The following is a 25,666-nucleotide window of genomic DNA, read 5'->3' as shown; positions in this document are numbered from 1 at the left end:
GCGGCGGGCTCGGTCGCCAGATGCCGCCGCCTTCCCCCGTCGCTCTGGTCGCTGCGCTCCCGGCGCTCCTCCTCCAGACGACGGCGCTCCCTCGCGTGTTCATGGCCTCACGTCCGTGAGGCGGGCTCGGTCGCCAGATGCCGCCGCCTTCCCCCGTCGCTCTGGTCGCTGCGCTCCCGGCGCTCCTCCTCCAGACGACGGCGCTCCCTCGCGTTCGCTCTATGTCTATTTCGTCCCCCTAAGTGGGTAGATCATGCGTCTTGTGAGCTGTGCGCCCGGCGTACGCGCCTGACCAGGATGAATATGACGCTCAGGGACGCGATGGCGCCGACGGCCGCCGCGACGCCGACCGCCGCGTAGACCGTCAGGCGCCGGTCGTCCCTGACGACGACCTCGATCGGGCCGGCCCGCCCACCGGCCAGTGGCTTGGCGGGATCCTGGACCTCGGGGCCGATGGCGGTCTCGGTGTGCCCGGCCAGCCGGCTCGCCTCGGTCAGGGCCCGGGCGGCGTTCACGACGCCGAAGCCGGTGGCCATGTCGTAGCCGCCCGGCGGGCGGTCAGTGGCGCCGGCGGTGAGCGCCTGGGCGAGGAGCGGAGGCGACATGTCCGGATATTTCGCCTTAATAAGGGCGGCGACGCCGGACACCAGCGCGGTCGCCTGCGACGTGCCCCTGCCGACCCAGTACTCATCCCCGGGGCCCGCGCCCATGATGTCGACGCCGGGCGCGGCCACCTGGACGGAGGAGTTCCAGTTGGAGAACGTGGCCCGCCGCAGCCGCCGGTCCGTCGCCCCCACGGAGACGACCCCGGGGAACGCGGCTGGATAGGAATAGGGCGCGAAGTCGCCGTCGATCTTCCGGTCGCCGTCGTTGCCCGCGGCGGCCACGAGCACGACGCCCTTGGAGATCGCGTAGCGGATGGCCGCCCGCTCCTCCCTGGTCGCCAGCTCCTTGGAGATCGACATGTTGATCACGTCTGCCCCCTCGTCCACGGCGTACTTGATGCCTCTGGCCACCACGTTCTCGAAGCGCTCGGCGGAGTTGAACTCCCGGAAACCCGGCTCCTCGTCCTCAAGGATGACCCTTACTGACAGTACGTCCGCTTCGGGCGCGACGCCGATGATCCCGCGTTTTCCCTCTGGCCCGTGCCCGTGCCCGGCTATCAACGAGGCCATGTACGTGCCGTGCAACCTGCTCGGAGTCACGCCGGGCGGATTCGCACCCGCGGTGAAATCCTTGCCCACCCGTACCGAGCCCGCCAGGTCGCGATGGTACGGGTCGACGCCGGAGTCGAGCACCGCCACCGTGACCCCGGCACCCTTGCTGACCCGCCACGCCTGCGTGAGCTGCAGTGTCTTGATCACTTGCCGCTGCCCGCCGCGCACGTCGTCGGCCCGCGCGGGCGCGGCCGCGAACAGCAGCGCCCCGGCCGTCGCGACCGCCATCACGCGTCTCAGCACGCTTGCTGGAGTGCCCTGAGTCAGCACTGCCATTCCTCTGCGGCGCAATCGGGCATCTTCGGCGTGCTCAGGCCCGTCAGGACGTGCTCGGAGATCTCGGTGGCGAAGGCGAAAATGCTGGGTCGCGGCTCCCCCACCGCGTCCCCCGGCCGGCCGTCGACCTCACCGGCCGTGGTCAGCACGAGGTACGGCCCGGCCTGGCGTACCGACCCGGTCTGGCGGACGGCGGGGCTGAAGCGGTAGGCGATCGTGTCACGGAAGGCCAGCGGCCGCAGCCCGGGCGCGGGCTTGCCGCCGTCGGCGAACGCGGACTTGGCGCGCGCGGCACGCAGCTCGTCGGGCAGGGCAGCCACGCCGATGGTGACGAGCACGCCGCGCAGCGCGTCGATGTAGGTGGCCCGCAGCAGGCCCCGGCAACCTGCCTTGCGCAGGGCTTTGGCCGCCTTGGCGTCCACCGAGTCGCAGGAGGTCTGCGGCGAGATGCCGATTCTGCTGGCACGTTCCTGACCGCCCTGTTCGGCGGAGTACGGCAATGTGGCGGGGAAGATACGTCCCGCGGCCCAGGTGCGCCAGCGCTCGGCGACCTCCCGTTCGGCCGCCACCTTCAGCTCGGCGGCGCTCGGGCCGCGGGTGAGCTCCGTGCCCGCCGCGCTCCCGGCCACCCCGGCGGCCACCGCGCAGATCAGTGTCAGCGCGGAGGCCACCACCAGGGTCGGCCAGGGGCGGGCGGAGTTCACGCCATCGACCTTAACCGGGGTGTCCCGGTGAAAACCCCTTAATAGCTGGGCAAGCTGGGGTCGACGGTCTTGACCCAGCTCAGCACGCCGCCGCCGACGTGGACGGCGTCGGAGAACCCGGCGTTCTTGATGACGGCCAGGGCCTCCGCCGAGCGCGCGCCCGACTTGCAGTGCAGCACGATGCGCTTGTCCTGCGGCAACCTCTCCAGGGCCGAGCCGTTGAGGAACTCGCCCTTGGGGATCAGCGTGGCGCCGGGGATGGAGACGATCTCGTACTCGTTCGGCTCGCGGACGTCGACGAGGAAGATGTCGTCGCCGCGGTCCTGCATCTCCTTGAGCTCCGCCGCGGTGATCGTGGAGCCGCTGGCGGCCTCGGCGGCCTCGTCGGAGATCGCGCCGCAGAACGCCTCGTAGTCCTCGAGCAGCTCGGTGACCGTCGGGTTCTTGCCGCACAGGACGCACTCGGGGTCCTTGCGGACCTTGACGTCGCGGTACTTCATCTCCAGGGCGTCATAGATCATCAGCCGTCCGACCAGCGGGTCGCCGATGCCGGTCAGCAGCTTGATGGCCTCATTGACCTGGATGGAGCCGATCGACGCGCACAGCACGCCGAGCACACCGCCCTCGGCGCACGACGGCACCATGCCGGGAGGCGGGGGCTCCGGGTAGAGGCAGCGGTAGCACGGGCCGTGCTCGGCCCAGAAGACGCTCGCCTGGCCGTCGAAGCGGTAGATCGAGCCCCAGACGTACGGCTTGCCGAGCAGCACCGCGGCGTCGTTCACCATGTAACGCGTGGCGAAGTTGTCGGTGCCGTCGACGATGAGGTCGTAGCCGGAGAAGATCTCCATGACGTTCTCGGTGGTCAGCGCCGCGTTGTGGATCACGACGTTGACGTACGGGTTGATCTCGCGGACCGACGCCGCGGCGCTCTCGGCCTTGAGCCTGCCCACGTCGGACTGACCGTGGATGATCTGACGCTGCAGGTTGGACTCATCGACCACGTCGAAGTCGATGACGCCGAGGGTGCCGACGCCCGCCGCCGCGAGGTACATCAGCGCGGGCGAGCCCAGGCCCCCGGCGCCCACACACAGCACCTTGGCATTCTTCAGCCGCTTCTGCCCCGCCATGCCCACATCGGGAATGATCAGGTGGCGCGAGTAGCGGCGCACTTCGTCGACGGTCAGCTCTGTGGCCGGCTCGACCAGCGGTGGCAACGACACTTTCTACGCTCCCGTTTCAGGGGTCTTATCTCACTGTGAAACCTAGCGGGGCAGTGGGGCATTCCCCAATCGAGTCTCACCGATCAGACGGCGTGCCTCGACCGCCACGACCTGCGGGATCTCCATCTGCGCCACGTGACCGGCCGTGGGCAGCAACACGAGGCGGGCATTCCTGAACGTCCGCAACGCCTTCGCCGCCATGGCCGGGCGGACGAGGCGGTCGTGCCGGCCGTGCACGATCAGCGTCGGTGCCTGGACCTTGGCCGCCTGGCGCCAGAGGTTGTCCTCGCCGCGGCGGAAATACTCCGCCACGATGCCCCGGGCCGAGGCGACCATGGCCTCACCGGCGTACGGGAGGTCGTCGCGCCTGCGGAGCTCCTCGATGGCGTCGCGCAGGCGTACCGGGTGGACGCCGTTCACGTTGGCCCACACCATGGACAGGGAGGCGTTGACGCGCTGCTCGGCCGGGACCCAGCGCAGCCTGCTCGCCACCCAGTCGCCCAGCATGGGGACCGCGGCGGCGGCCACGCGGACGGGGCCGTACCTGGGGAGCAGGTCGGGCAGGGCAGGCGAGACGAGCATGAGCGAGCGGACCAGGTCGGGGCGCGTGGCGGCGACCCTGACAGAGATCGCGCCGCCCAGCGAGTTGCCGAACAAGTGGGCCGGGCCCGTGTGCTCCAGCAGGCCGATCACGGCTCTGGCGTGTCCGGCGACGGTGTAGTCGCCGTCGGCGGGCGCGGGAGAGAAACCGGCTCCCGGCAGGTCGATGGCGTGGCCCGTGACCGTGTCCTTGAGCTCGTCCATGAGGTCGGTCCAGTTCGTGGCCGACCCGGCCAGACCGTGAACGAACACCGCCTGCTCGGCGGGCCCTTCAGGGGTGGACCTGACGTGCACCTCGCCCAGGACGCGTCCTGGCCAGTGCGGGATTGGCTCTGCTGCCATGCCTCCTCCTTGTCGTTCACTCCCACGATATCCAAGCCACAACACCGTATAGCACCATATGGACCCATATCGGACATTTCTGACTTATTGTGACTTATCGGTACATCGAATGCATCGCACCTCCCCGACGGGGATCACGTGACGACGAGTCGGCCCCGTCCAGCTTCACGAGGAAAGCGGACAAATCGCCACAATTCAAATTCATAATGCTTAACAAGAGCAATGAGCGCGTTAGTGTATAGCAAAATCCCCCAATGTCCGTTTGTGACACCTTCGTCCCGGACATCAAAAGGGCGGATGACCATTTAGTCGTCATCCGCGACATCTCCGATCGTCATCGGAAGTGTCGAGAACCAGGGCAATCGATCCTTTTTTTGGGGGGGAACTCAATGCCCACGTTCAAGACCATGCTCGCAGGGCTGGCGATCACCACCGCAGCGACCGGTGGAGCCGTCGGCCTGGGCGCAATGACCACCACCTCGGCCGCCGGCGCGACGACCGCCTCCGCCACCACCGCGTCCGGCTTCCTCGCCCACTGCCGCAAGCACTGCGGCTGGGGCTGGGGCGGAGGAGGCGGCGGCTGGGGCTGGGGTCGCCACCGCAACCACCACAAGACGAAGGTGAAGATCCACATCCACAACAACAACCAGCAGAGCCAGAACCAGGCCCACAAGCAGAGCCAGGACCAGGATCAGGACCAGGACCAGAGCAAGTTCCCGTTCAACGTCCTCGACGACTGACGGCTCCAGGTAGTCCCCCTGGAGCGATCGGCAGGAGGGTCCTGAGCCACCGGAAGACAGCCATGCGAACGCATCCCGGTTGACAGCTCCAGGCAGACATCTACCGGATCACACGATATGCGCCCTCGGCAATTCGCCGCCGAGGGCGCATTCACATGTCCCCAGACTCGTGCAGTCGACAGCGACCACGACACCAAAAGGACAAATCACCTCAATTCAATTCATAAATGTTTAATAAGAGCAAGGAGGGCGCTAGCGTAGAGTAAAACATCACGAAGCCCGTTTGGTTCGATATTGGCGCCGGGAAGTAAAACGACACGGATGACGCATTAGCCAGCCATCCAGAACATTTTCCGATGGATTGGAAAATGTCAAGAACAGGGCAACCGAACCTTTGGGGGGATTCCAATGCCCAAGTTCAGGAGTGTCATCGCCGGCCTCGCTCTCAGCGCCGCCACGACCGGCGCCATCGTCAGCCTGGGCGCAATGACCACCGCCTCGACCGCCGGCGCCGCAGCCGCCTCCGCCACCACCGCGTCTGCGTCCGGCTACTTCGCCCGCTGCTCGGGCAAGCGCTGCGGATGGGGCGGGTGGGGCAAACACGGCCGCCACCGGCTGAAAATCCACATCCATATCCACAACACGAACCAGCAGAGCCAGGATCAGAAAGCCGACCAGGACGAAGACCAGGATCAGGACCAGCTCCAGTCCCGCACGGCGCTCGGCGCCCCTTAAGGGCGCGCCGAGCAGTCCAGGCGGGGGCCTGTGACCGCATCCTGAGCGACGTGAGAAACCCGGCCGAGTGCCTGTGTCCCGCAGCGACATCATCCCGCTCCGGCGAAGCGATGAGCGACACGGATTCACAGGCACTCTGCTTCACAACATGACCAGGGAGAGGGAAGGCGGCCCCACAGCCCCCCTCCAGTACTGCAGGGCCAGCTCTTCCCTCGAGAACCACCCTCACATACCACGCCGCTGAGCTGGAAGGATCGGTTATTCCTAGGAAAACTCTTCCCGGGAAATTTCTCCGTACCGATGACATGATCGGTTGGTATGGACAGCATTGAAGTCGCCTCCGCCAGGGGACCGCTGGCCGATTTCCTCACCGCCCGCCGCGCCGCCGTCACCGCGGCCGAGCATGGCCTGCCCGAGCCGCCCTACCCCAGACGTGTCCCGGGCCTGCGTCGGGAAGAGGTGGCCCAGCTGGCCGGGATCAGCACCGACTACTACACCCGCCTGGAGCAGGGCCGGGTGCGCACCGCCTCCAGATCGGTCCTGAACGCCATCGGCCGCGCGCTACTCCTGAACGACGATCAGCAACGGCACCTGTTCCAGCTGGCCTACCCCGAGGCGCTGGAGCAGCCCGGCGACGCCGACCAGCACGTCACGCCGCAGACGGCCCGGCTGCTGGCCAACCTCGTCGACACCCCTGCGCTGGTGCTCGGGCGCTACCTGGACATCCTGGCTTGGAACCGGCTCTGCGCCGCTCTGATGGGCGATCTGGCCGCCATGAATCCGGCTCACCGCAACTACGTGCGCATGATCTTCCTCGACGACCACGTCCGGTCCATGCAGGTCGATTGGCGTGCCCGCGCGCAAGAGATTGTCTCCACCTTGCGCATGGCCGCCGGAGCCTACCCCGACGTGCCCCGCCTGCAAGAACTCGTGGGCGAACTGTCCGTACGGGATGAGGACTTCCGCACCTGGTGGGCCGACCACCTGGTGACCCTGCAAACCTCCGGCCGCAGCCGCCTCCGCCATCCCGTCGTCGGAGAGTTCAGCCTCGACTGGCAGGCCTTGACCAGCTTCGAGGATCAGGAGCAAGCCATCGTGCTGCTCACCGCCCCACACGGCAGTCCCGATCACGACGCGATCAAACGGCTGGACGCCTGGGCCCGGAAGCAAGGACTCCAACCCCACCATCCCGAGGAGCCGCACATCCAGCCGTGAGCCGGCCGTTCAGTGTGAGGACGCCAGGCGTTGCCGTCGCACGGCCTGCTCCCACCCCGCCGCCCAGGGGTGAGCACCCGCAAAGTCGCGATCTTCCGCTACAACGAATGACTGGACGACGGCCCGGCCCGACCGCAGCAACCCCTGCTGCTGCATCACCCTGCACACCATGGACAGACAACTCTAACGATGGGCCGAAACCGGGCTCATCCCCAAGATCGGCTCCGGCCTTACACCGCCGCAACAGACTCCCCAACCCCTTGCCAAGGCCCCGAGAACCCTGACTATCCGGCCTTGAAGGCCCGCCGGGTCTTTGGCCGCGTGGTAGTCGAGGGCAAGGCCCAGCACCTGGCAGATCGGCTCGATGCCGAACCGGTCGCGATGAGCGTCAATGAAGGCGGCCATCCGGGCGGTCGGGGTCGAGTTCCCGGCGAAAGGCAGCCGCCGAATTCAGGACCTCATTGGCCCGGCGCAGCTCACGCGGCTCCCGCTCCAACTCGGCGATTCGTGAGCATCGGCAGTGGAGGTGCCGGGCCGGTGGCCGTCGTCGATCTCGGCCCGGCGGAGCCGGCCGCGCAGCGCCTCGTGCTGCACGCCGAGCCGCTGCGCGACCCGAGCGATCACACCGGGCGCGGTCCCGGGCTGCTCGCGAATCTCAAAGAGGATCCGCACCGCACGCCTCACGCAGTTCCTGCTGGTACTTCTTCGGGGCTGCACTGCGTGTGATTCTCCCTTCAGCCCGCACGATCATGCCGGCTTCAGGTCCTCCACAAGGCTGGAGCAGTTCAGCCGCCGGACGTAATGGTCACGGTCGGCCTCACGGTAACGGTCACGGTCGGCTCGGGCACGAAAATCTTCTCTGCCTTCTCGTGGTCCTTGGCATGGAGCTGGTCCTGATCCTGATCCTGATCCTGATCCTGCTTCTCGGCCTGGTTCTGGTGCTGCCTGTTGTTGTTGTGGATCCAGACACGGACCTTGTGCTTGTGGCGGTCGTGGCCGCAACCCCAACCGCCGCAGTTTCCGGCGGTGTAGCCGCTGCTCTCCGCGGCGTTGGCGCTCATGGAGGCGCCCAGCGCGACAACCGCGCCGGTCATGGCGGTGCTGGCTACGACAGCCGCGATGGCAGTCTTGAACTTGGGCATTGAAGTTCCCCCCAAAGGTTCGGTTGCCCCTGTTCTTGATATTTTCCGAACTGCATGGAAAATATTACGGATGGCGGCTAATGCACCATCCGCGCATTTTTATTTCCAGAGAGAGCGCCGGGTAAACGAACTTCGTGACGTTTTGCTCTACCCTAACGCTCCCATTGCTCTTATTAAGGATTTATGGAATGGATTGACATGATTTGTCCGCATTGCCCCTGATATAGCGAACCGATCCCCGTCGGGACGCATAAATGCGCTCTCGGCACTTTCGCCGCCGAGAGCGCATGTTGTTGGATCGCGCGATTCCTTCGATGTAGCGGCCTCGCCGGACGTCGGTTCGGTGGCGTTGTCGGCGGTGCGACCAGTGGCAGATGCGGCGCTCGTCCAGGGGCGGGCGGGGAGCTTCGCCACCAGGTCGAGGCCGGACAGGGGGCGTGCCCACCTGTGGTCACCCGCAAGGCGGCTGCCACCAGCGGCCACCGGGTACTCGCCGGCCGAGCGGCCGGCCATCGTGGTAATGGTCGTGACGATGCTGGAGTCCGACGACTCGCTGGCCGCCGCCGTACAGGCGGGCGCGCGTGGATATCTCCTCAAAGGGGCGGCCGGGCCGAGGTCCTGCAGGCGCTGGAGATCTGCCAGGACGGCGGCGCGTGCTTCGGCCCGAACGCCGTCCGAGCACTCGCCGGGCTCGTCTGGACCGAGACCCGGCGTACCGTCGCCGACCCGGTGCTGCCCGAGCTCACCGAGCGCGAGGTGGAGGTCCTCGACCTGATGGCGCGCGGGCTGCCCGACGCCGCCATCTCCTCCCGGCTCTACAAGACGGTCCGTGACTACGTCAGCGCCGTGTACGGCGAGCTCGGCGTCGGCGGGCCCGCACCGCGGCGGTGGCCGTCGGCGCCGGGGGCGGCGGAAGGGTCCCGTCAGGGCAGCGACGACAACATCAGGTTCGTACGCCAGGCACGGACTTTTGGAGGTCTCATCGGACCTCGTCGAGCCGGTCATGGGACGGGGCGATCACTATCCCGCTTCTGGTGGCCAACTGACATCGGCCCTCCATTGCCGACGCCGCGCGGAGCGATGTCTTGTCGCGGTCGTCGCGGGCGTTCTTCGCCAGGAACCGTGCCCGGGCGAGAAGTTGTGTGGCCAGCGCCAGCAGCGGGGGCGTCATCAGGTAGAAGGCCACCCACAGACCGTACAGCAGGTAGACGAACTGCCCGGTGGTGAGTTCCTGGGCATGAATGAGCGGGACCCATAGGGCACTGAACTCGGGTGTGTAGTAACACAGCGGGGCTTCGAAGAAGGGGCCAGTCGGCTCCAGGCAGACATCGCGGGCGGGGGCGTCGCCGAAGACGGCTCCGTTCAAGCCGACCCAGAGGGAGAGGCCGAGCGCCAGCACTGTGATCGTGTTCGCCAGGATCGACGTGTCCTGCCGGTGCAGGCGGACCGCAAGTACCAGGCATGCGGGCAACGAGGCGAACAGAAGGTAGCGGGGCCCGTAGAAGGTGGAGCCGCTCCACGACCAGTAGGTGGAGTAGAGCAGGATCAAACCCACCACGAACGTGATCCACATCCTGTAAAGCGCGTTCAGATCTACGCCGGCACGGCCGGGAAATGCCGCAAGCCTGCGACGTACGGGCAGGAAGAGCCCGGGTGCGAAGAACAGCAGGCCCTTACCGAACGACAGCGTCAGTGACAGGAGCCCGAAGAAGATCGGATAGCTGAGTCCTGGATGACCCGAAAACGGCATGATCGTTTCAGGCCCTCTGTCGTCGCCGTAGCCGGTCTCAAAAGGGCTGCCCCTTCGGACCCACGATTCGAGCAGGACGACCGCCGCGGCCGCGAAAAAGGCCAGCGCCAATCGGAGTCGCCGCATGGCCCAGATGCGTTCGGCGGTCAACAGCATCATGGCGGGCAGGGTGGCTGGGGTGTTGGCGACACCGAGCACGATCGCCGTCCATCCGCGGCGTTTGGCGATCAGGCAGACGGTGCCGGTGCCTACCATGACCGCCGTGAACACTTCGCCCCAGTAGAAAAGCAAGTGATTGGAGAACATCGAGGCGAAGGTCAGCAGCAGGAGGAATCGGCGAAGCAGGCTGCGCGGCACGTGATTGCGGAGCATCCAGTAGAAGATGAACAGCCCTGCCGCGAAAACCAGCGTATTGTACTTTTCGCACCACCATTCGGGTGACTGATACACCATGCCCAGCAGCCAGAGTGGGGTAGAGAACAAGGAGCCGATCAGCGAATACTTCTCCTCGCTGAGGTGCCCCGCGACCAGTAGCTCCCAGAGGTGCACGTAGCGGACCCCACCGTCACCCCAGAGCAGCTGATGGGGCAGCAGGAAGGTCATCCCGGCAAGGCCGCCGACGATCAGGCCGATCTCGAGCCGGGCGATCGCACGGGATTCGGGTCCGTCTGAATCGACGGAATGACCTGTTGTACTCGACATCCCGGCTCCTTTCATCCCCGTGGCCAGCAGGACCACACAGGATGCGACTGCTGACCACAAATCGAGGATGAATGACCGAAGCCGGTCACTTGCGGCGCAGTACGCAAAGTGTCGTCCAGTACTTCACCTGATCGGTAATAGGGAAGCTCAGGACAAATCGGGTTCAGGCCGCGCCGACGATCTGCTGGATACGTGACGACACCCCGAGGTAGGGCGGGGGCGTTGTCGGCGGACAGCCGGGGAAGCCAGGTGGAGTCCCGCTGGCGAGCGCCGGCGTGTGTCTGGCTCTACTTCGCCGGGTGGTCGGATGTCGAATCTGGCAAGCCAGCCCCTCGCGGAACTTTCGAAAAGGAACGACGTCCATGGCCAACGACCAGGACAAGGGCACGGTCATCCCTGCGACTGCGGGTCTGGACAGGCGCGGCGGCAAACCCCATCCTTCGCGGCCCACCGCCGCGTGATCGAAGCGTCCTGCTGCGAGGCATACATCCTGTGCTTCGACAACGGCCGATACGGCGAGGACTACTTCGTCTGCGCCGCGCCGGTGACGGGACGTTCGAGGAGACCGCCCGCCGCGCCATGGTCTCAGCCCAGGAGCGCCTCGGTCATACGGCAGGCGGCTCATCCACCGTCACCGCCCTCTCCCCGCCAGGCACGGGCACGGTCAATGTGATGGTGACCGGCCCCTTTGGCATCAGCACGCAGAACGTCCCCTTCACGTACGTGAACGCGCCGGCTCCGATCATCGCCACTCTGTCGCCGAACACGGGTCAGCAGGTAGGCGGAACCATCGTCACGATCGACGGATCCGGATTCAGCGACGCACCCCGGTGCGGTTCGGAGCACTGACGTCCACCTTCACCGTGATCTCCAACAACCGCTCACCGCCCCGGCCTCAGGCACGAGCCCCGTCCTCGCCACCCAGTCAAAGAGCGATAAGTACAGCTGCGCAGGAATACAAGGGATCGTGGGATCCAACAACGTGCGGTCTAGACGCGTTCGCCGTCGAGAGCGCAATCGCGCGCCTCGACCGCGATCAGCTCGCCACATCGAGGGCAATACGGACAAACTATGCCAATCTATTTCGTAAGTGCTTAATAAGAGCAATGATAGCGTTAGAGTAGAGCAAAGCACCACGAAGCCCGTTTACCCGACACTCACCCTGGAAACAAAAAAAGCACGGATGGCGCATTATCTGCTATCCACGATATTTTCCACGCAGTCCGGAAAATATTGAGAACAGGGGCAACCGAAACCTTTGGGGGGATCTTCAATGCCCAAGTTCAAGACTGCCATCGCGGCTCTGGCCGCCAGCACCGCCATGACGGGCGCCGTTGCCGCGCTGACCGCCTCCTCGTCCGCCAACGCCACTCCGAGCGGCAGCTACATCGCCGGACACTGCGGGGGCTGGAACTGTGGCCATGGCTGGGGTCACAGCAAGCATCGCCACAAGAACAAGGTCCGCATCTGGATCCACAACAACAACAACCAGCACCAGAACCAGGCCGAGAAGCAGGACCAGGACCAGGACCAGGATCAGGACCAGTTCGATCACGAGCAGGACGAGCACAAGGACGTCGTCAAGCTCCTGGAGGAGCCGGACGGCAACGGGGGCTCCGACTCCGTGGCTCCCTAATCACTAGGGGCGCGCTTGCTGGAGCACGCTGAACGGTCGAGCGGCGATCATACGACCTCATCCCGCTCGTCGTGAACCACGCCAGAGTGCCTGTGTCCCGCAGAGGCGTCACCCGCTTCACCGGAGCAACAAGCCGACGCGGAACCCAGGCACTCTGCTTCACTGGCGCCTATCGAGAGACGCTCGAGGGCGTTTCTCCACAGGACCGACGTCACCCAACATGCCCTCTCGACATTTCACTACCGAGGGTGCATTTATTCGCTTCCAGACCTTCGGTTCGCCGCCTATTTGCAGGCGATACGGACAAATCCTCTTATTTCGCGAAACGCTCAAGGATGGCGCCGGAATCGTCAGAGAAGTGCAAAACACCACGAAGCCCGTTTACGCCGTACTCCGCCCGGAAATAAAAACGCACGGATGGCGCATTAGCCACCATCCGCAATATTTTCCAGCTAGTCCGGAAAATATTGAGAACAGGGGCACCGTACCTTTGGGGGGATCTTCAATGCCCAAGTTCAAGACTGCCGTCGCGGCTCTCGCCGCCAGCACCGTCATGACCGGCGCCGTTGCCGCGCTCACCGCCTCCTCGTCCGCCAGCGCCACGCCGAGCGGCAGCTTCATCGCCGGACACTGCGGAGGCTGGAACTGTGGCAACGGCCACGGCAAGAGCCGCCACAAGAACAAGATCAAGGTCTGGCTCCACAACAACAACCACCAGCACCAGAACCAGGCCGAGAAGCAGGACCAGGACCAGGATCAGGACCAGGACCAGTTCGATCACGAGCAGGACGGGAAGGACGACGTCAAGGTCGTGAGGGACGGCAAGGACGATCTGGGAATCGACCCGGCCGTGCTGGCCTGCCTGCGCCTCCCGCCTGGGCAGATCAGGGTCTGCATTGACGACCTGATCCCGCCGATCACGTGATCCGTTGAGGTCCGGAAGCGCCATCGTCGGCACACCCATCGTGCGCTCGCCCACGACGCCGAGCCTGCGGGCTGGTCGCCAGGATGTGCGGGCCGGACGAGGAGCGCATTAGCGGCTCCACCATGGCGGCGCTCTCGTCCAGCAGATGCTCGCGGTTGCTCTGCTGGTCTCCATGAAGCGCTCCGCAGGAGCGCGCTGAACGGTCGAGCGGGCGGTTATGCGACCTCATCCCGCTCGTCGTGAACCGCACCCGGAGTGCCTGTGTCCCGTGGAGGCGTTCACTCGCTTCACCGAAGCGATGAGCCGACGCGGAACACAGGCACTCCGTTCACTGGCACCACCCAGAGAGGTGCCCGGCGACGTTTCTCCGTAGGATCCACGTCACCCAGAATGCGCTCTCGACATTTCACCGCTGAGGGCGCATTCATTCGTTTCCCGGTTCTTCACTTCACCACACACCGGGGGGCAATACGGATAAATCCCCAAATATCACTAACGCTCAAGGAAGGCGACGAAAGCGTCGAACTAGAGCAAAATGCCACGAAGCCCGTTTAGTCCAACTCGCCCTGGAAATAAAAATCCATGGATGGCGCATTAGTCACCATCCACAATATTTTCCACGCAGTCCGGAAGATATTGAGAACAGGGGCAACCGAAACCTTTGGGGGGAACTTCAATGCCCAAGTTCAAGACCATCGCGGCTCTCGCCGTCGTCACCGCCACGGCCGGCGCCATTGCCGCGCTGACCACCTCCTCGACCGCCAACGCCGCCACGGCCGGCGCGGTCACCTCGATGGCCAACGGCTTCGTGACGGGCCACGGCGGGAACCACCATGACCGCCACAAGAACAAGGTCCGTATCTGGATCCACAACAACAACCAGCAGAGCCAGAGGCAGCACACTAAGCAGGACCAGGACCAGGACCAGGATCAGGACCAGAGCAAGTCGCCGCTCGGCAACTTCTTCAACGATGAGGAAGAGGACGACGAGAAGTGATCCAGCATCGCTCCGCAGCAGCGTGCTGAACGCTTGAAAGACGGCTCATGCCACCGGATCCCGATAGGCGTGAACCGCGGCCGAGGTACCTGTGTCCCGCACAGGCGTCACCCGCCCGGCGAGGCGATGGGCCCACACGGAACACAGATACCTCGGCTTCACCAAGCGCCCGCCAGGTCAGGCACTGGGAAATCCAGCGCGACGCGATACGCGATGTGAAGAGACCGAGATCAGCCGCTGCAATGGACATCACATTACTGTCCGCCCAAAAGGTCGCAGCACGTAAGCGAATACTCACGAGAAATATGCAGAACCAGCCAATACATGAGCGCAATCAATCAGGGCGGACATCTTCCCGGTATCGTCGATATCGAGAACCGCCCGCCCTGATAATGACCTCATGGAGTGATAGCCTCCCACGGATCACAGTTGGTCAGGTCCCCGGTGGGCGGGAACGGCACTGCCGTGTCGGTTGGGATTCCCACAACATCCAGGACCTCCTGGACAGTGCAACGCGTCTCGTAGAGACCGGCAGCGGTCCGCGCTCTGATCAGCAGGTCCTGTACACCAGCGCCACCGAGGAGCCCCTCACTCGCGATACTGATGTTGGTTACGTAGCCACCCTGGCTGTTCTCTATCCTCCTGAGGCTTACCCATCGCTGCCCAGCTGCAGCGCGAGGATCGTAGACCCGCGGGTGGCCGCGGTCTGCCGTCACGAGGAAGACGTAGCCCTCGAGGATGCCGGGGGCGGTCGTGAGAGGCACGAACGCCGAGTCGAGCCCCGGCCCATCCAGCCGGTTTACCTGCTTGTGGGCAGTGCCCGCCGTCGATTCCGTGGCAGCGTGCGCGGACGCCGTTGCACCTGACATTCCCACGGCCCCACAGGCCATCGTCGCCGCGACGACCCACGTCAGCAGGCGACCGCTGACGCCCGCGTGTGAGGCCGAGCCGCTCATACGAGAAACCAATTGATTTCCCTCCATTGCGAGAATTGGTTTTCGGGACACCGCGTTGCCGTGCGATGCGCTGCGAAGATACCCGGCCCAATAAACGTGAACGCATGGACAAACGTGTAATGATGGCAAAACAAGCGGAATGGCGACACAAAAGATATCCCCTTAGTATCCATCTTTCCCGATTTGACAGCCCAAGCTCCTCCACATCTAGACACACAGATTCATATCACTCCAGCAGAGGGCTTCAAAGGCTGGAATTATGGCGGATTGGTGTCGAGCTCGTCTTGGCGATGAAGCTGCTGATCAACTGGGCACGGCAGTGCATTTCCCTCAGCTGGACGAGCTCGTTCAGCGTCTTCTCGACGAGGTTGGACCACTCCGCCCAGTGGCGGCGTGGATCGATCGCGACAGCGCCGCCAGCCATAGCCGATCCACCCGGCTCGTAACGCAACCCGCGCAACCTGTGCCACAACACCGCATTCTCGTGCCTGAGCACCAGCAACTCGGCGTCCGTGGACTTCTCACGACCGAGTTCGCCAAGGGCTTTGCCACTGGGGACCCCGCCCAGCCCATCCTCTCTGCCATGGCATGCGGCTGACATGCAGCATTGCCCGAGAAGCGCGCAAGCTCCTCATATTGCTGTGACTTAGCCGCATATGAGGCCTTCATGGGGTTTGGCTCTTCTTGACCAATGATTGACGCCATATGGTCGCATGCCGGACCGCATGTCATGTTAACGTCTTAGGGTTAGTGATCGACGCGAGGCGGGGCGATATGTCGTTCGCCATACAGCATTGGAATTTCAGGATATGAAGACACGACATTTGCGTGCCGGCCTGGTAGGAGCAATCGTGTTGGGGGCCGGGGTGATTTCCGTGCGGCCGGCCCACGCAGCCACCTGCGGCGAAGACGCTCCCTGCGTCACTTCGGTAACGTTTGACGTGACCACGAGCGTCCTGGAAATCACCGTGCCCGGCCCTCCTAACAGTTCGAGTCCGGACCTTACGACCGATGCGACACCAGATGGATACGCCTACGGAAACCTCGGGGCGGTTACCGTCACTGACGCACGCGCGGCAGCTGACGCCTCCTGGACGGTGACTGTCACCGGTACCGACTTCACCACCGGCACAGCACCATTCGAGGCTTTCGAGACCGTTCCCGTCGCCGACGTGTACTACTGCTCGGGCGACGCCACCGCCACCACCGGAAACGGAACCTTCACGCCGGGCCAGACGGGTTGCGCCCCGCCGCCCCCCGTGACCGGAGCATCGTTGAGCGCCGCGCGCACCGCCTTCACGCACACCGGGGGCACCGGCAACAACAGCGCGACCTGGAATCCGCTCCTCACTGTGGATACAGGCCTGGAAGACATCGGCGGCCAATACACCGGCACCGTCACTCACACGGTGACGTAGCCGTATGTCGCTGCGGTCACGGCTGTTCATGACGATCGGCGTGCTCGCTCTCACGCTCAACGGCGTTGCAGGCGCTCCCGTGTTCGCCGACGGCGACTCGGATGGTTCGCGCGCGGGCAGGGAGCGCGGCGGCATCGGCATCAGGCTGCTCGAAGCAACATTGGGCCGGAAAGCCGATCCGCGCGCCCATATCTACATCGTCGACCATGTCAGTCCCGGCACCCGTTTTTCGCGAAGACTCGAAATCAGGAACACCTCACGTGAGCCGCAGCACGTCAGGATCTCCACCGGTGCGGCGGAGATCCGCGACGGCACATTCGTGCCCTCGGTGAATCCGCATGCCAATGAGCTGAGCTCGTGGATTTCCGTCGACCGTCCGTCGATCGTCGTGCCGCCGAACAGCAGCGTGCCGTTCAAGGCGACGATCCGCGTCCCCGAATCCGCCACCAAGGGAGAACGGTACGGTGCCATCTGGGCCGAGGTGTCCTCCGGGACGCCCGGTGCCGGAGAGCCCGTCCGGCTGGTCCACCGGATCGGGGTCAGGGTGTATCTCGACATCGGTCCGGGTGGCGATCCCCCGTCCGACTTCGTCATCGAACAGTTGACGCCCGGCCGTACCGATGACGGCAAGCCCGTGGTCAAGGCATCGGTTCGCAACACCGGCGAACGCGCTCTCGACCTGAGCGGAAAGCTGCGGCTGTCCGAAGGGCCCGGTGGCCTCAACGCCGGACCGTTCCCCGCGCAGACGGGGACGACGGTCGCCATCAACGGCAGCGCGCCCGTCATGGTCGTGCTCGATGCCCGGCTGCCCGACGGCCCTTGGCAGGTCGAGCTCACGTTGCAGAGCGGCCTGATCCTGCGCACCGTCACGGGCACGCTCACCTTCCCTGCGAAAAGCGCGAGCTGGGGCTTGCCGGCGCTGCTGGACTCTCCCGTGTCGCTGATATTCATCACCGCATCGGCGATCGCCGTCGGGACCGGTGTGATCCTGCTCGTCGTCGTCATGCGTCAGGTACGCCGCCGCCGGCTCCACGCTCGCAAGGCTTCAGCTACCCCGTGACCGGACATCAGCCGCCCTGACATCGCTGTACGAAGCCGCAAAAGGCCGGCAGCCGCGCCCCATATCCATGCGGAACGCGGCTGCCGGCCGGATACGTCAAGGAATAACTCGGGCGAGCTGATCGACATAGTTCTCGGTCAGCCAGAGATTGTCGTCGGATCCGACGGTGATCTGGATGGGCCCCGGGATGTTGGTCGGGAGCGCATACTCATTGATCGTTCCCGATGTGGTGATACTGGCGACGTTTCCTGCCTCCTGCTCGACGAACCAGATGTCCGTGCCGTCCGGTCCGAGGGTCATGCCCCAGGGGAAGCCGTTGGGATCGGTCACCGGGTATTCGGTGAAGGAGCCCGAGGTCGTGGTCGTCCCGACCCTTCCGGCTGCGTCGGTGTACCACAGATTGTCATCCGGGCCCGTAATGATCCAGATAGGCAGCGCGTCCGAGGAGGCAGTCGGGAATTCCGTGATCACTCCGGACGTGGTGATCCGTCCGATGCGGTCGTCCGCCAGCGGTTGGGTGAACCACAGGGCGCCGTCCGGCCCGGTGGTGATGGACAACGGATACGCACCGGCGGTGGGCAGGGTGTATTCGGTGATGGTGCCGGATGTGGTGATCCGCCCGATCTTGTTGGCGTCCGACTCGACGAACCACAGGGCGCCGTCCGGCCCCGCGGTGATGCCCCACGGGAAGGCGTCGGCGGTGGGCAGGGTGTATTCGGTGATGGTGCCGGAAGTGGTGATCCGCCCGATCTTGTTGCCGGCCGATTCGGTGAACCACAGCGCGCCATCCGGACCGGTGGTGATGTGCCCCGGTTCGGATCCTGAGGTGGGCAGCGTGTACTCGGTGAAGACACCGTTCGTGGTCATGCGCCCGATCTTGTTGGCGTAGTTCTCGGCGAACCACAGGGCGCCGTCCGGCCCGCTGGTGATGCCCACGGGTGATGCCGGATTGGTGGGGATGGGCACTTCGGCGAAGCTCGGTGTCTGCCGGGCCTGCGCTGTCCGCAGGGCCGCCGTACGCTCGCGCCGGTCCGCGTGCGGGTCGCGACAGCGGAGGTCGCGGTGGCCCGGCATCCGCTTGAGTATGAGGCACATCTTCACCCATGGGCGCAGGTGGCCCGGGGGCGGTTTCGGGGCCGCGGAGGCTGACGTGGGTACGCCTGCCGTCAGGACCAAGGCCATGACCGCAGGCACAACGCCGAGAAGCCGTGAGCTGTGACGCATGGAATCCTTCCAGGACGAATAAGAGAATGCGGGCGGGCTGACGGACGTGAGTGCGCGGATATCGGGCCGCTGTATCGGCTGGCTGATTCACGGATCACCGATGGCCCCGTTACCGCCACGAACACGCTGAAAGCCCGGCTCGGGGCGGAATGATTTCTCCGGCCCGGCCATGGGTCGAATATCTCGCAATGCCGACGATCATGGTGGAGCGTCTATGTTCGTGGCTGGTCATGAGTCCGCCAATTTCGCGGCCGGGCAGAGGCGAACCGGGCGCGGTGAGGCGAGGCTCGTATCGGCTTCGCGAGGGCCCCGATGTTTCAGGTGACCGAATGCACGATGGTCCCGCTGTAGGTGCCCTGAGCGGTGGAGGCCGGGATGGTGATGACGAATGTCGGTCGCCAGCTGGTGGTCTGGGAGCCGATCACTGCCCTACGGCCGCTGAACGCGGTCACCGATCCCGACAGGGGCACTCGGTCCGCGGCGGTGAGTTGTCCCGGAGCTCGGCTGCCACCGCCCGCCTGGCTGGTGATGGGGCCTGACCAGTAGGAGATGTTGCTTCTCGCGATGGTCTCGGCTGGGGACCCGCCGCCCGTGGTGAAGTTCGTGGCCGACACGGTCGCGACCCACGTCGGCCTGATCGTCCGGGCGTCTATCACGGTCACTGTGCCGAGTTGGGCGTTGATCGAGCCGCCTGGGTCAGCACTGCCGAGATTGGCCGAGTTGGGCGTGATGATCTCCAAAGGGAATTGGCGCAGGGCCGTCGTCGCGTGCACCGCGGTCCCGAAATCAGCGGCCCACGCCGTCGGAGGGACGACGATCCTGAGAGCCAGGACGATCGAACCCAGCAGCGTGAAGGCCGTACGCACGCCCATCCCCTCATTCCGAGACACCGCTGGCAGCCTAGATCCCTCTAGAGGCCGGCCCAGTCGGTATTTCGCCGGTGGGTGGCAAACTCCACGTCAAGGAAAGCCCGGAACGGTCCGATAACGCCTCATATGCACAAGGAGAAGCCGATGGCCAAGACCAGGCGATAGCCATGACCAATTGGTGGAGGCGGGTGCGGCGCCGCATCTCGGCCGCGAACGTTGGCCGCTGATGCCCCCGGTCACCATCACTTAGGCGACGTCGGGCCGGGTCATCAGCGGCGACCGCAGATGCAACTCCAGTCTGGGGCCAGTCAGGGGCACGGTGCTCCACGTCGCCACCGCTGTCCCCGCGTCGGCGTCGAGCACCAGCCGGACCCGGTGCGGGGTGGTGATGACGTAGAGGTCGGCGACGAACGTGTCGCCCTGCCAGGCGCCGGCGGCGACGACCGGGCGGCCGAGCGGCGAGCTTTCCCGCCATTCGCCGTGGCCGACGGCGACCTTGAGGGACGACCCGAGTTGCAGGTGCCATCCGCCGTCCACCGGCTCGACGGCCACTGTGGTTCCGTCGGGCAGAGCCGAATCCTCGGCGGAGGCGTCGATCCTCGCCGCACCAGAACGGGAAGGGGCAGCCGAACCCGGTATCGGCGCGAGTGACAGCCGCCGCAGCCGATCGGCGAGGATCTCGTCGTCCCGGGCGCTTCCCGCGTCATCCAGGCCGGGCAGCAGGCAGTCCCAGATGACGCTGGGCAGTTCGTGTGTCTGCTCGACGGCGGCGGTCACGACGACCACGAGATCGTGGGACGGGACGACCACGCATTGCTGGCCGAAAGCGCCGTTGCCGTGGTAACCGTGACGCGACATCCAGAACTGGTAGCCGTACCCGCACAGAAAGTCGGGGTTAGGCGATTCGTCCTCGAGTTGCCGGGTCTCGATGTGCCGTCTGGTCGCGAGCTCCACCCATTCGCGCGGGACGAGCCGGCGGTCGCCCCAGACGCCTCCGCGCAGCAGCAACTCTCCGAAGGCGGCGACGGCCTCGGTCGTGAGGTGCAGCCCGTGGAATCCGAAGGCGGCACCGCTCGCCACCCGATCCCATTCGGCGTGGTCGACGCCCATCGGCTGGAACAGGCGGTCGTCGAGCAGCTCCGGCAGGCTGCGGCCGGTGACCCGTTCCACCATCCGGGCCAGGACGAAAGTGGTCGCATTGTCGTAGGTGTGCCGGGTTCCCGCAGGCTCGGAGAACGGTACGCGCAGGAAGCCCTTCACCAGGTCGTCCGGTTCCAGCTGCCAGGCCTCGGCGAGGCTGTCCGTGCTGTGCCCGGCCGTCATGGACAGCAGGTGGTGCACGGTGATGCGGCGTCCCTGCTCGGAGATGTCGGCCGGAACGTGGTCGGGTAACACGTCCACCACCCGGTCGTCCAGCGAGAGCCGCCCGTCGGCGATCGCGAGCCCCACCGCGACCGAGGTGAACGACTTGGTCAGCGAATAGAGCAGATGCGGGCGCCCGGCCGAGTACGGCGCCCACCAGCCTTCGGCCACGACGTGACCGTGGCGTACGACCATGATGGAGTGGAGCTCGATGGATTGTGCTTCGAGCCGGTCCAGCAACGCGGCGATCGAACGGGACGAGACCCCCGAAGCCGCCGGTGTCGAGCGCGGTAGCAAGGCCGGCTGAGAACGCATGCGGGCACCGTAACAAGGTGGACTGCCCGATTCCACGGAATTTCCTGCGCGACGAGACGACCGCCGTCGAGGCGGGCTATGAGCCTGAGGTGACGCCAGTGCGCTGCTCAGATCTCCTCGAATGGTGACGCTGAGCTTGGGGAATGCGTGGTACAGATGCGATCCGACGGTCCGGGGCGCCAGGAACGGTTTCCCGGCGATCTGGCGGTTGAACAAGCCTTCGGCGGCCAGACGGGCCACTCTGCGCTCTCCCAGGTCGTCGGCGAAACAGCCGCGAACTGTTGTCCCGGCCGACTACGGGGCAGCCATGACGATGGAGGGCCAGGTCTCCGGGTTGTGGCCGGGCTCGTCGGCGCAGAACCGGGAGGAAGACTGTCCTTCGCCCCGGGTGGTATGGATGGGGAGGATTCGCTGGTGGATGCGCCTGTGAAGTACGACATGACGGCGACGAACCTGGTGTTCCGCCGCAGCGAGGACACCGGTGATTGGGTCACCGGTGTGGCATATCACGTCCGACTCGGTGGGTTCCTCCCGGCGGGTGGGCACTGGGAGGACGGGGAATCGCTGGCTGAGACGGCGCTGCGGGAGACCGTGGAAGAACTCGGCTGCCGCACGTTGATCATCCCTGGGCCGTCGTCGATGCTCGCCCCGGCCGGCTACCCGCACCCCGTCTGCCCTGTCCCCTGGTGGATCATCGACTGCAGGGCCTCCGCCGACAGCCACACTCCCGGGCCCCACCGGGAAGGATCAAATCCGGCACGACCTCCAGGAACTCAGCAGCCTCTGCTATCTCCGGCTCGATCCCCGAACTGGCGAAGAGAACATCGACCAGGACGTCCACGGCGTCAACAGTGCATTTGAGTCGAACCGTGGCCAACCGCCCGTTGTCGTGCTCGGCTGAGGCGAAGAAGGTGTAACCCTCCCCCAGCAGGCGACGTACCAGCTCTTCTGCTCCGACGTCATTCGCAACCGCAACGGCATATCAATATCGCGAGTAAATCGCGGCGTGGCCCGCGCAGAGATCGCGAGCCCCCCTGCAAGCGCCCACAGGTGACCATGCCGACTCAGATCTCCTGCTGCCTGACGCAGCACGGATTCAAGGCGATTCATGAGAACCTGCGCGACTGTCGGCCGGGAGCATCGCCTAGAGAAGCGCCGGGACGGTCAAGCAGCCACCGCTGGATAGCGTCGTCGATTTCCTTGTCGGTGGCCGTGGGACGAATCCGACGCAGGCGAGCACGTTGCATGCGCTCGCCGAACTCAAACATCTCCAGCGCGAGACTAAGACGCTGGCCAGCCGTCTCCTCTCCACGGACCCACTCTATGGTCTACAGCCCGCCTCTGACACCAGAGAGGCCCCATATCACCGACAAGGCTTTCGATCTTCTTTTCAGCTGATAGGCGCCGTGCCTCCAGCGAAATCCCTACATCTCATGAGAGCTTCGACTGCAGTGGAGGAGACGTCGGGGGGCTCCTCCTGACCTGCCGGAGAACGATCTCAGTGAGACACGATCATGACGGGCAGCGGGTCAGCCGCCGGCGGTTGATCACCAACATCGGCATCAGCTCGCTCGGCCTCGGCGGTCTCCTGGCCGCCCGCAGCGCCGGCGCCACGGCGGTCACGGACCTTGAGGACCTGTTCGCCGAGGCCCGCACCTGCACGCTCACGCCTGCCGCGACCAAAGGACCCTTCTACTTCGACGCAGACCAGATCCGCAGCGACATCCGCGACAACAAGCCGGGTGTACTCCTGCGCCTGGCCATCAAGGTGCAAGACAGCGCTACGTGCCGGCCGCTGCCAGGCGCGGTGGTGGACATCTGGCAGTGCGACGCCTCCGGGCTTTACTCGGGAGGCGAGCGGGAATCCATGATCCAGCACGTCGAGACGCGCGAGATCACCCACGACAGGCCCTGGCCCGACATGACGCCCACCGACGGCAAGCGTTACCTGCGCGGCGCGCAGGTAACGGACGGCGACGGCGTTGTGGAGTTCACGACGATATGGCCGGGATGGTATCCGGGGCGCACGGTGCACATCCATGCCATGGTGCACCTCGGCGGCTCGCGCGTGCTGACCACGCAGCTCCTGTTCGAGGAGGAGCTCAACTGGAAGGTTCTGTCCCAGCCGCCGTACGCCCAGCACAGGGGGCGGGACACGTACAACACCCATGATCCGTATTTCGATGCCGGGCTGCTGCTGACACTCGTCGAAGACGGCGACGGCTACTGGGGGGCCATCGTCCTGTCCGTCGACTCCGACAGGGACGACGGCTCGGCCCGCCGTACGACCTGAAACGGGCGCGCCGGGCCTCGAACGCGCGGCTGCCGCCTGACGTTGTGTACCGAACCGGCGAATGACCGCTCACCGGCGAGGAACTGGATCGCACCGACCTAAATTGCTACGAAAAGAAGCATTATCATTACAGAGAGGAAGTATGGTGCGTCAATTCAGGCCAATACTCGCCGCTGCCGCCATCGGGGCCACGACGCTGTTCGCCGCTCCTGCGCTCGCGGAGACGACCACTGTCCAGCACAAGGACGTGGCAGTCTCCAACGACGACATCTGGCACCCCTGGTACGTCCTCCACTGGGCGCTGCGCCAATGGGATGCCTGGGACAGTGACGACGACACGGACCCGTTTCCGGACCCGGAGCCCGGCTCGGACCCGGAGCCCGACCCACTACCGGAGCCCGACCCGGACCCGGAGCCGGACCCGGACCCGGAGCCGGCCACACTCCCGGACGTCGCCCCTGACGTCGCCCCGGACGTCGCTCCGAACGAGGTCCCGGCCGACACCAGGGGCGATATGACGGGAATGGCACCGTGAACGACTGACTCGCATCCGACACTCACTACCAATGCCAGGCGCCGCACCGCCTGGCATTTATCTATTGCTGAGCAGACTTCCCCATAGATGCTCCAAGAGGGCGCCTCTCCCCAACCTTCGTGGAGTTTCATGCTTTGTCGCCCCCGCCCTCCTGGCGATGAGCTGCACACCTCCTCACCACCACCCTGATACCCAGGCGACGGTCGTGGACGTCACGTTCGGCCCGGTCTCGACCGGCGACCACCGCCACGCCAAGGTCAGCTCGCACTCGTGGATCGCGTACCTGGCCCGCGAGCACCTCGCGGCGGACGTCGCCATGGCCGCCCTGCTCGGCACTGCCGGCTCCCTTGTCTGCCGCGTGATCCGCTGACCGGACGCGTACATCGTCGGCCGCCCGGCCCGGACGAGCCCTGAGCCCGGCAGCTTGACGGCTACTGATTGCCGGGTACGAGCCGACGTGGGAACACAGGTACTTCGCTTCGTTGGCGCCCAGCCTCGGGAGATGCGCATAAGTACGTTTCTCCATAGCATCTGTCAACTCATATGTGCTCTCGATCTTGCAAGGCAGCGGGAACATGAGATTGCTCTCGAGAGCCCTCGCTTCGCCCGCACGTCGGGGAACAAAACGGACGAAGCTGTCCATTTCAATTATAAACCTCTGAGAAGCGGCTATAAAAGCGCTAGAGTAGAGCAAATTACCACAAAGCCTGTTTACCTGACACTCGCTCCGGTAACGAGTCGCATGGATGGCGCCTTAGCCATCATCTGCGATGTTTTCCAACCAGTCCGGAAAATATCGAGAACTGGAGCAACCGAATCCTCGGGGGAATTTCAATGCCCACGTTCAAGAGTGTCACCGCGGGCCTCGCGCTCGGCACCGCCATGAGCGGCGCCATCGTCGGCATGGGCACGCTGACCACCACCGCCGACGCCACCACGGCCGCCACAGTCACCGCTGTCATGGGCCACGGCGGGGACAACTACAACCGCCACAAGAACAAGATCCGCATCAGGATCTACAACAACAACCAGCAGAGTCAGCGGCAGCACGCGAAGCAGGACCAAGACCAGGACCAGGACCAGTGCCAGGACCAGTTCGAGGTTCCGAACCAGGTTGTGGACGAGGTCGCGAACCTGGTCCCGGGCCAGTTCGCGAACGTGGTCCCGAACCAGGTCCCGCAGGACCAGGTGGTGGACCAGAACCAGGAGGGCATCACGCAAATCAACAACGCCCTGCAGATCTGTGAGCAGACCCTAAGAAGGGGTAAGGCCAGCGGAGAAGAGGAGTGATCCCGCTACGCCCTACAGCAGCGTCCTGAACGGCCGAAAGGCGGGCCGTACCGCCGCATACCATCGGTGCGAACCGTGTCGGGCGTCCGCGTCCACAGCGGCATCACCCGCTCCGGCAAGGCGATGAACCGGACATGGAACAC

At 65.2% G+C, this 25,666-nt stretch carries 27 protein-coding genes and 1 pseudogene; 15 read left to right on the top strand and 13 right to left on the bottom strand.

Annotated elements, in window-relative coordinates:
• Positions 1–251 precede the first annotated feature (251 nt).
• Genes ACIBX3_RS49580 through ACIBX3_RS49565 form a run of 4 tightly spaced genes read right to left on the bottom strand, consistent with a single transcriptional unit; the run spans position 252 to position 4,359 of the window.
• Entirely contained in the window at positions 252–1,460 is a 1,209-nt protein-coding gene (locus ACIBX3_RS49580; protein WP_397127705.1) for a S8 family serine peptidase, read from the bottom strand.
• 20 nt (positions 1,461–1,480) lie between these two features.
• Positions 1,481–2,197, bottom strand: a complete 717-nt coding sequence (locus ACIBX3_RS49575; RefSeq protein ID WP_397127704.1) for a hypothetical protein — start codon at positions 2,195–2,197, stop codon at positions 1,481–1,483.
• A 38-nt stretch (positions 2,198–2,235) separates the two neighbouring features.
• Positions 2,236–3,417 (bottom strand): adenylyltransferase/sulfurtransferase MoeZ, encoded by a 1,182-nt coding sequence (gene moeZ / locus ACIBX3_RS49570; protein ID WP_397127703.1) that lies wholly within the window; start codon positions 3,415–3,417, stop codon positions 2,236–2,238.
• Between the two features lie 42 nt (positions 3,418–3,459).
• Positions 3,460–4,359 (bottom strand): alpha/beta fold hydrolase, encoded by a 900-nt coding sequence (locus tag ACIBX3_RS49565; protein WP_397127702.1) that lies wholly within the window; start codon positions 4,357–4,359, stop codon positions 3,460–3,462.
• A gap of 389 nt (positions 4,360–4,748) precedes the next feature.
• On the opposite strand from ACIBX3_RS49565, the gene ACIBX3_RS49560 reads away from it, so the two are divergent.
• From ACIBX3_RS49560 to ACIBX3_RS49545, 4 genes are all read left to right on the top strand, one after another.
• Complete coding sequence (locus ACIBX3_RS49560) at positions 4,749–5,099, top strand: hypothetical protein (RefSeq protein WP_397127701.1); 351 nt, start codon at positions 4,749–4,751, stop codon at positions 5,097–5,099.
• Positions 5,100–5,507: 408 nt separating this feature from the next.
• Positions 5,508–5,834 carry a hypothetical protein gene (locus ACIBX3_RS49555; protein ID WP_397127700.1) on the top strand — a complete coding sequence of 109 codons (327 nt, stop codon included), beginning with the start codon at positions 5,508–5,510 and terminating at the stop codon, positions 5,832–5,834.
• Positions 5,835–6,152: 318 nt separating this feature from the next.
• Positions 6,153–7,049, top strand: a complete 897-nt coding sequence (locus ACIBX3_RS49550; RefSeq protein ID WP_397127699.1) for a helix-turn-helix transcriptional regulator — start codon at positions 6,153–6,155, stop codon at positions 7,047–7,049.
• A 507-nt stretch (positions 7,050–7,556) separates the two neighbouring features.
• Complete coding sequence (locus tag ACIBX3_RS49545; RefSeq protein ID WP_397127698.1) at positions 7,557–7,775, top strand: hypothetical protein; 219 nt, start codon at positions 7,557–7,559, stop codon at positions 7,773–7,775.
• 59 nt (positions 7,776–7,834) lie between these two features.
• Here ACIBX3_RS49545 and ACIBX3_RS49540 read toward each other — a convergent pair whose 3' ends face one another.
• On the bottom strand, positions 7,835–8,191 hold the full coding sequence (locus ACIBX3_RS49540; protein ID WP_397127697.1) for a hypothetical protein: 357 nt from the start codon (positions 8,189–8,191) through the stop codon (positions 7,835–7,837).
• Positions 8,192–9,170: 979 nt separating this feature from the next.
• The gene (locus tag ACIBX3_RS49535) at positions 9,171–10,643 is read right to left on the bottom strand and encodes a hypothetical protein (protein WP_397127696.1); all 1,473 of its coding nucleotides are present in this window, start codon (positions 10,641–10,643) and stop codon (positions 9,171–9,173) included.
• A gap of 672 nt (positions 10,644–11,315) precedes the next feature.
• Between ACIBX3_RS49535 and ACIBX3_RS49530 the strand changes: the two genes are divergently transcribed.
• From ACIBX3_RS49530 to ACIBX3_RS49515, 4 genes are all read left to right on the top strand, one after another.
• Complete coding sequence (locus tag ACIBX3_RS49530) at positions 11,316–11,492, top strand: IPT/TIG domain-containing protein (protein WP_397127694.1); 177 nt, start codon at positions 11,316–11,318, stop codon at positions 11,490–11,492.
• A 424-nt stretch (positions 11,493–11,916) separates the two neighbouring features.
• A complete protein-coding gene (locus tag ACIBX3_RS49525; RefSeq protein ID WP_397127693.1) occupies positions 11,917–12,279 on the top strand; it encodes a hypothetical protein in 363 nt (120 codons plus the stop codon).
• A 505-nt stretch (positions 12,280–12,784) separates the two neighbouring features.
• A complete protein-coding gene (locus tag ACIBX3_RS49520) occupies positions 12,785–13,204 on the top strand; it encodes a hypothetical protein (RefSeq protein ID WP_397127692.1) in 420 nt (139 codons plus the stop codon).
• Positions 13,205–13,880: 676 nt separating this feature from the next.
• Positions 13,881–14,201, top strand: a complete 321-nt coding sequence (locus tag ACIBX3_RS49515) for a hypothetical protein (protein ID WP_397127691.1) — start codon at positions 13,881–13,883, stop codon at positions 14,199–14,201.
• 398 nt (positions 14,202–14,599) lie between these two features.
• Here ACIBX3_RS49515 and ACIBX3_RS49510 read toward each other — a convergent pair whose 3' ends face one another.
• Both ACIBX3_RS49510 and ACIBX3_RS49505 read right to left on the bottom strand, forming a co-directional pair.
• Positions 14,600–15,157: a hypothetical protein gene (locus tag ACIBX3_RS49510; protein WP_397127690.1), complete on the bottom strand. Its 558-nt coding sequence runs from the start codon at positions 15,155–15,157 to the stop codon at positions 14,600–14,602.
• A gap of 244 nt (positions 15,158–15,401) precedes the next feature.
• Entirely contained in the window at positions 15,402–15,659 is a 258-nt protein-coding gene (locus ACIBX3_RS49505) for a hypothetical protein (RefSeq protein ID WP_397127688.1), read from the bottom strand.
• Between the two features lie 439 nt (positions 15,660–16,098).
• On the opposite strand from ACIBX3_RS49505, the gene ACIBX3_RS49500 reads away from it, so the two are divergent.
• Both ACIBX3_RS49500 and ACIBX3_RS49495 read left to right on the top strand, forming a co-directional pair.
• Entirely contained in the window at positions 16,099–16,575 is a 477-nt protein-coding gene (locus tag ACIBX3_RS49500; RefSeq protein ID WP_397127687.1) for a hypothetical protein, read from the top strand.
• A gap of 4 nt (positions 16,576–16,579) precedes the next feature.
• The gene (locus ACIBX3_RS49495; protein ID WP_397127686.1) at positions 16,580–17,635 is read left to right on the top strand and encodes a hypothetical protein; all 1,056 of its coding nucleotides are present in this window, start codon (positions 16,580–16,582) and stop codon (positions 17,633–17,635) included.
• Between the two features lie 96 nt (positions 17,636–17,731).
• Here the strand turns inward: ACIBX3_RS49495 and ACIBX3_RS49490 are convergent, their stop codons facing one another.
• The 4 genes and pseudogenes from ACIBX3_RS49490 to ACIBX3_RS49475 form a co-directional block, all read right to left on the bottom strand.
• On the bottom strand, positions 17,732–18,571 hold the full coding sequence (locus ACIBX3_RS49490; protein WP_397127685.1) for a virginiamycin B lyase: 840 nt from the start codon (positions 18,569–18,571) through the stop codon (positions 17,732–17,734).
• Positions 18,572–19,176: 605 nt separating this feature from the next.
• Positions 19,177–19,749 carry a hypothetical protein gene (locus ACIBX3_RS49485; protein ID WP_397127684.1) on the bottom strand — a complete coding sequence of 191 codons (573 nt, stop codon included), beginning with the start codon at positions 19,747–19,749 and terminating at the stop codon, positions 19,177–19,179.
• A gap of 225 nt (positions 19,750–19,974) precedes the next feature.
• Complete coding sequence (locus ACIBX3_RS49480; RefSeq protein WP_397127749.1) at positions 19,975–21,405, bottom strand: serine hydrolase domain-containing protein; 1,431 nt, start codon at positions 21,403–21,405, stop codon at positions 19,975–19,977.
• A gap of 126 nt (positions 21,406–21,531) precedes the next feature.
• Positions 21,532–21,645: pseudogene (locus ACIBX3_RS49475) on the bottom strand (LuxR C-terminal-related transcriptional regulator); the annotation flags it as partial.
• Positions 21,646–21,798: 153 nt separating this feature from the next.
• Here ACIBX3_RS49475 and ACIBX3_RS49470 point away from each other — a divergent pair.
• The gene (locus tag ACIBX3_RS49470) at positions 21,799–22,266 is read left to right on the top strand and encodes an NUDIX domain-containing protein (RefSeq protein WP_397127748.1); all 468 of its coding nucleotides are present in this window, start codon (positions 21,799–21,801) and stop codon (positions 22,264–22,266) included.
• A 245-nt stretch (positions 22,267–22,511) separates the two neighbouring features.
• Here ACIBX3_RS49470 and ACIBX3_RS49465 read toward each other — a convergent pair whose 3' ends face one another.
• Entirely contained in the window at positions 22,512–22,730 is a 219-nt protein-coding gene (locus tag ACIBX3_RS49465; protein ID WP_397127747.1) for a hypothetical protein, read from the bottom strand.
• A 176-nt stretch (positions 22,731–22,906) separates the two neighbouring features.
• Between ACIBX3_RS49465 and ACIBX3_RS49460 the strand changes: the two genes are divergently transcribed.
• From ACIBX3_RS49460 to ACIBX3_RS49445, 4 genes are all read left to right on the top strand, one after another.
• A complete protein-coding gene (locus ACIBX3_RS49460) occupies positions 22,907–23,698 on the top strand; it encodes an intradiol ring-cleavage dioxygenase (RefSeq protein ID WP_397127683.1) in 792 nt (263 codons plus the stop codon).
• 142 nt (positions 23,699–23,840) lie between these two features.
• A complete protein-coding gene (locus tag ACIBX3_RS49455; RefSeq protein ID WP_397127682.1) occupies positions 23,841–24,233 on the top strand; it encodes a hypothetical protein in 393 nt (130 codons plus the stop codon).
• Between the two features lie 205 nt (positions 24,234–24,438).
• Positions 24,439–24,603, top strand: coding sequence for a hypothetical protein (locus tag ACIBX3_RS49450; protein ID WP_397127681.1), 165 nt, complete (start codon positions 24,439–24,441; stop codon positions 24,601–24,603).
• Positions 24,604–25,067: 464 nt separating this feature from the next.
• The gene (locus ACIBX3_RS49445; protein WP_397127680.1) at positions 25,068–25,523 is read left to right on the top strand and encodes a hypothetical protein; all 456 of its coding nucleotides are present in this window, start codon (positions 25,068–25,070) and stop codon (positions 25,521–25,523) included.
• Positions 25,524–25,666: the final 143 nt, after the last annotated feature.

Origin of the sequence: Nonomuraea sp. NPDC049480 (assembly GCF_044465905.1) — a bacterium.
Lineage (GTDB): Bacteria > Actinomycetota > Actinomycetes > Streptosporangiales > Streptosporangiaceae > Nonomuraea.
The sequence above is the reverse complement of the archived record's forward strand: the minus strand, read 5'-3'. Positions and strand labels throughout refer to the sequence as shown.

Bases quoted from the DNA above. Each gene is read 5' to 3' on its own strand.
- ACIBX3_RS49530 (WP_397127694.1), top strand. From the start codon at position 11,316: ATGGTGACCGGCCCCTTTGGCATCAGCACGCAGAACGTCCCCTTCACG.
- ACIBX3_RS49540 (WP_397127697.1), bottom strand. From the start codon at position 8,191: ATGCCCAAGTTCAAGACTGCCATCGCGGCTGTCGTAGCCAGCACCGCC.
- ACIBX3_RS49515 (WP_397127691.1), top strand. From the start codon at position 13,881: ATGCCCAAGTTCAAGACCATCGCGGCTCTCGCCGTCGTCACCGCCACG.
- ACIBX3_RS49480 (WP_397127749.1), bottom strand. From the start codon at position 21,405: ATGCGTTCTCAGCCGGCCTTGCTACCGCGCTCGACACCGGCGGCTTCG.
- ACIBX3_RS49510 (WP_397127690.1), bottom strand. From the start codon at position 15,157: ATGAGCGGCTCGGCCTCACACGCGGGCGTCAGCGGTCGCCTGCTGACG.
- ACIBX3_RS49560 (WP_397127701.1), top strand. From the start codon at position 4,749: ATGCCCACGTTCAAGACCATGCTCGCAGGGCTGGCGATCACCACCGCA.
- ACIBX3_RS49565 (WP_397127702.1), bottom strand. From the start codon at position 4,359: ATGGCAGCAGAGCCAATCCCGCACTGGCCAGGACGCGTCCTGGGCGAG.
- ACIBX3_RS49550 (WP_397127699.1), top strand. From the start codon at position 6,153: ATGGACAGCATTGAAGTCGCCTCCGCCAGGGGACCGCTGGCCGATTTC.
- ACIBX3_RS49535 (WP_397127696.1), bottom strand. From the start codon at position 10,643: ATGTCGAGTACAACAGGTCATTCCGTCGATTCAGACGGACCCGAATCC.
- ACIBX3_RS49445 (WP_397127680.1), top strand. From the start codon at position 25,068: ATGCCCACGTTCAAGAGTGTCACCGCGGGCCTCGCGCTCGGCACCGCC.
- ACIBX3_RS49525 (WP_397127693.1), top strand. From the start codon at position 11,917: ATGCCCAAGTTCAAGACTGCCATCGCGGCTCTGGCCGCCAGCACCGCC.
- ACIBX3_RS49555 (WP_397127700.1), top strand. From the start codon at position 5,508: ATGCCCAAGTTCAGGAGTGTCATCGCCGGCCTCGCTCTCAGCGCCGCC.
- ACIBX3_RS49520 (WP_397127692.1), top strand. From the start codon at position 12,785: ATGCCCAAGTTCAAGACTGCCGTCGCGGCTCTCGCCGCCAGCACCGTC.
- ACIBX3_RS49470 (WP_397127748.1), top strand. From the start codon at position 21,799: ATGGATGGGGAGGATTCGCTGGTGGATGCGCCTGTGAAGTACGACATG.
- ACIBX3_RS49455 (WP_397127682.1), top strand. From the start codon at position 23,841: ATGGTGCGTCAATTCAGGCCAATACTCGCCGCTGCCGCCATCGGGGCC.
- ACIBX3_RS49495 (WP_397127686.1), top strand. From the start codon at position 16,580: ATGTCGCTGCGGTCACGGCTGTTCATGACGATCGGCGTGCTCGCTCTC.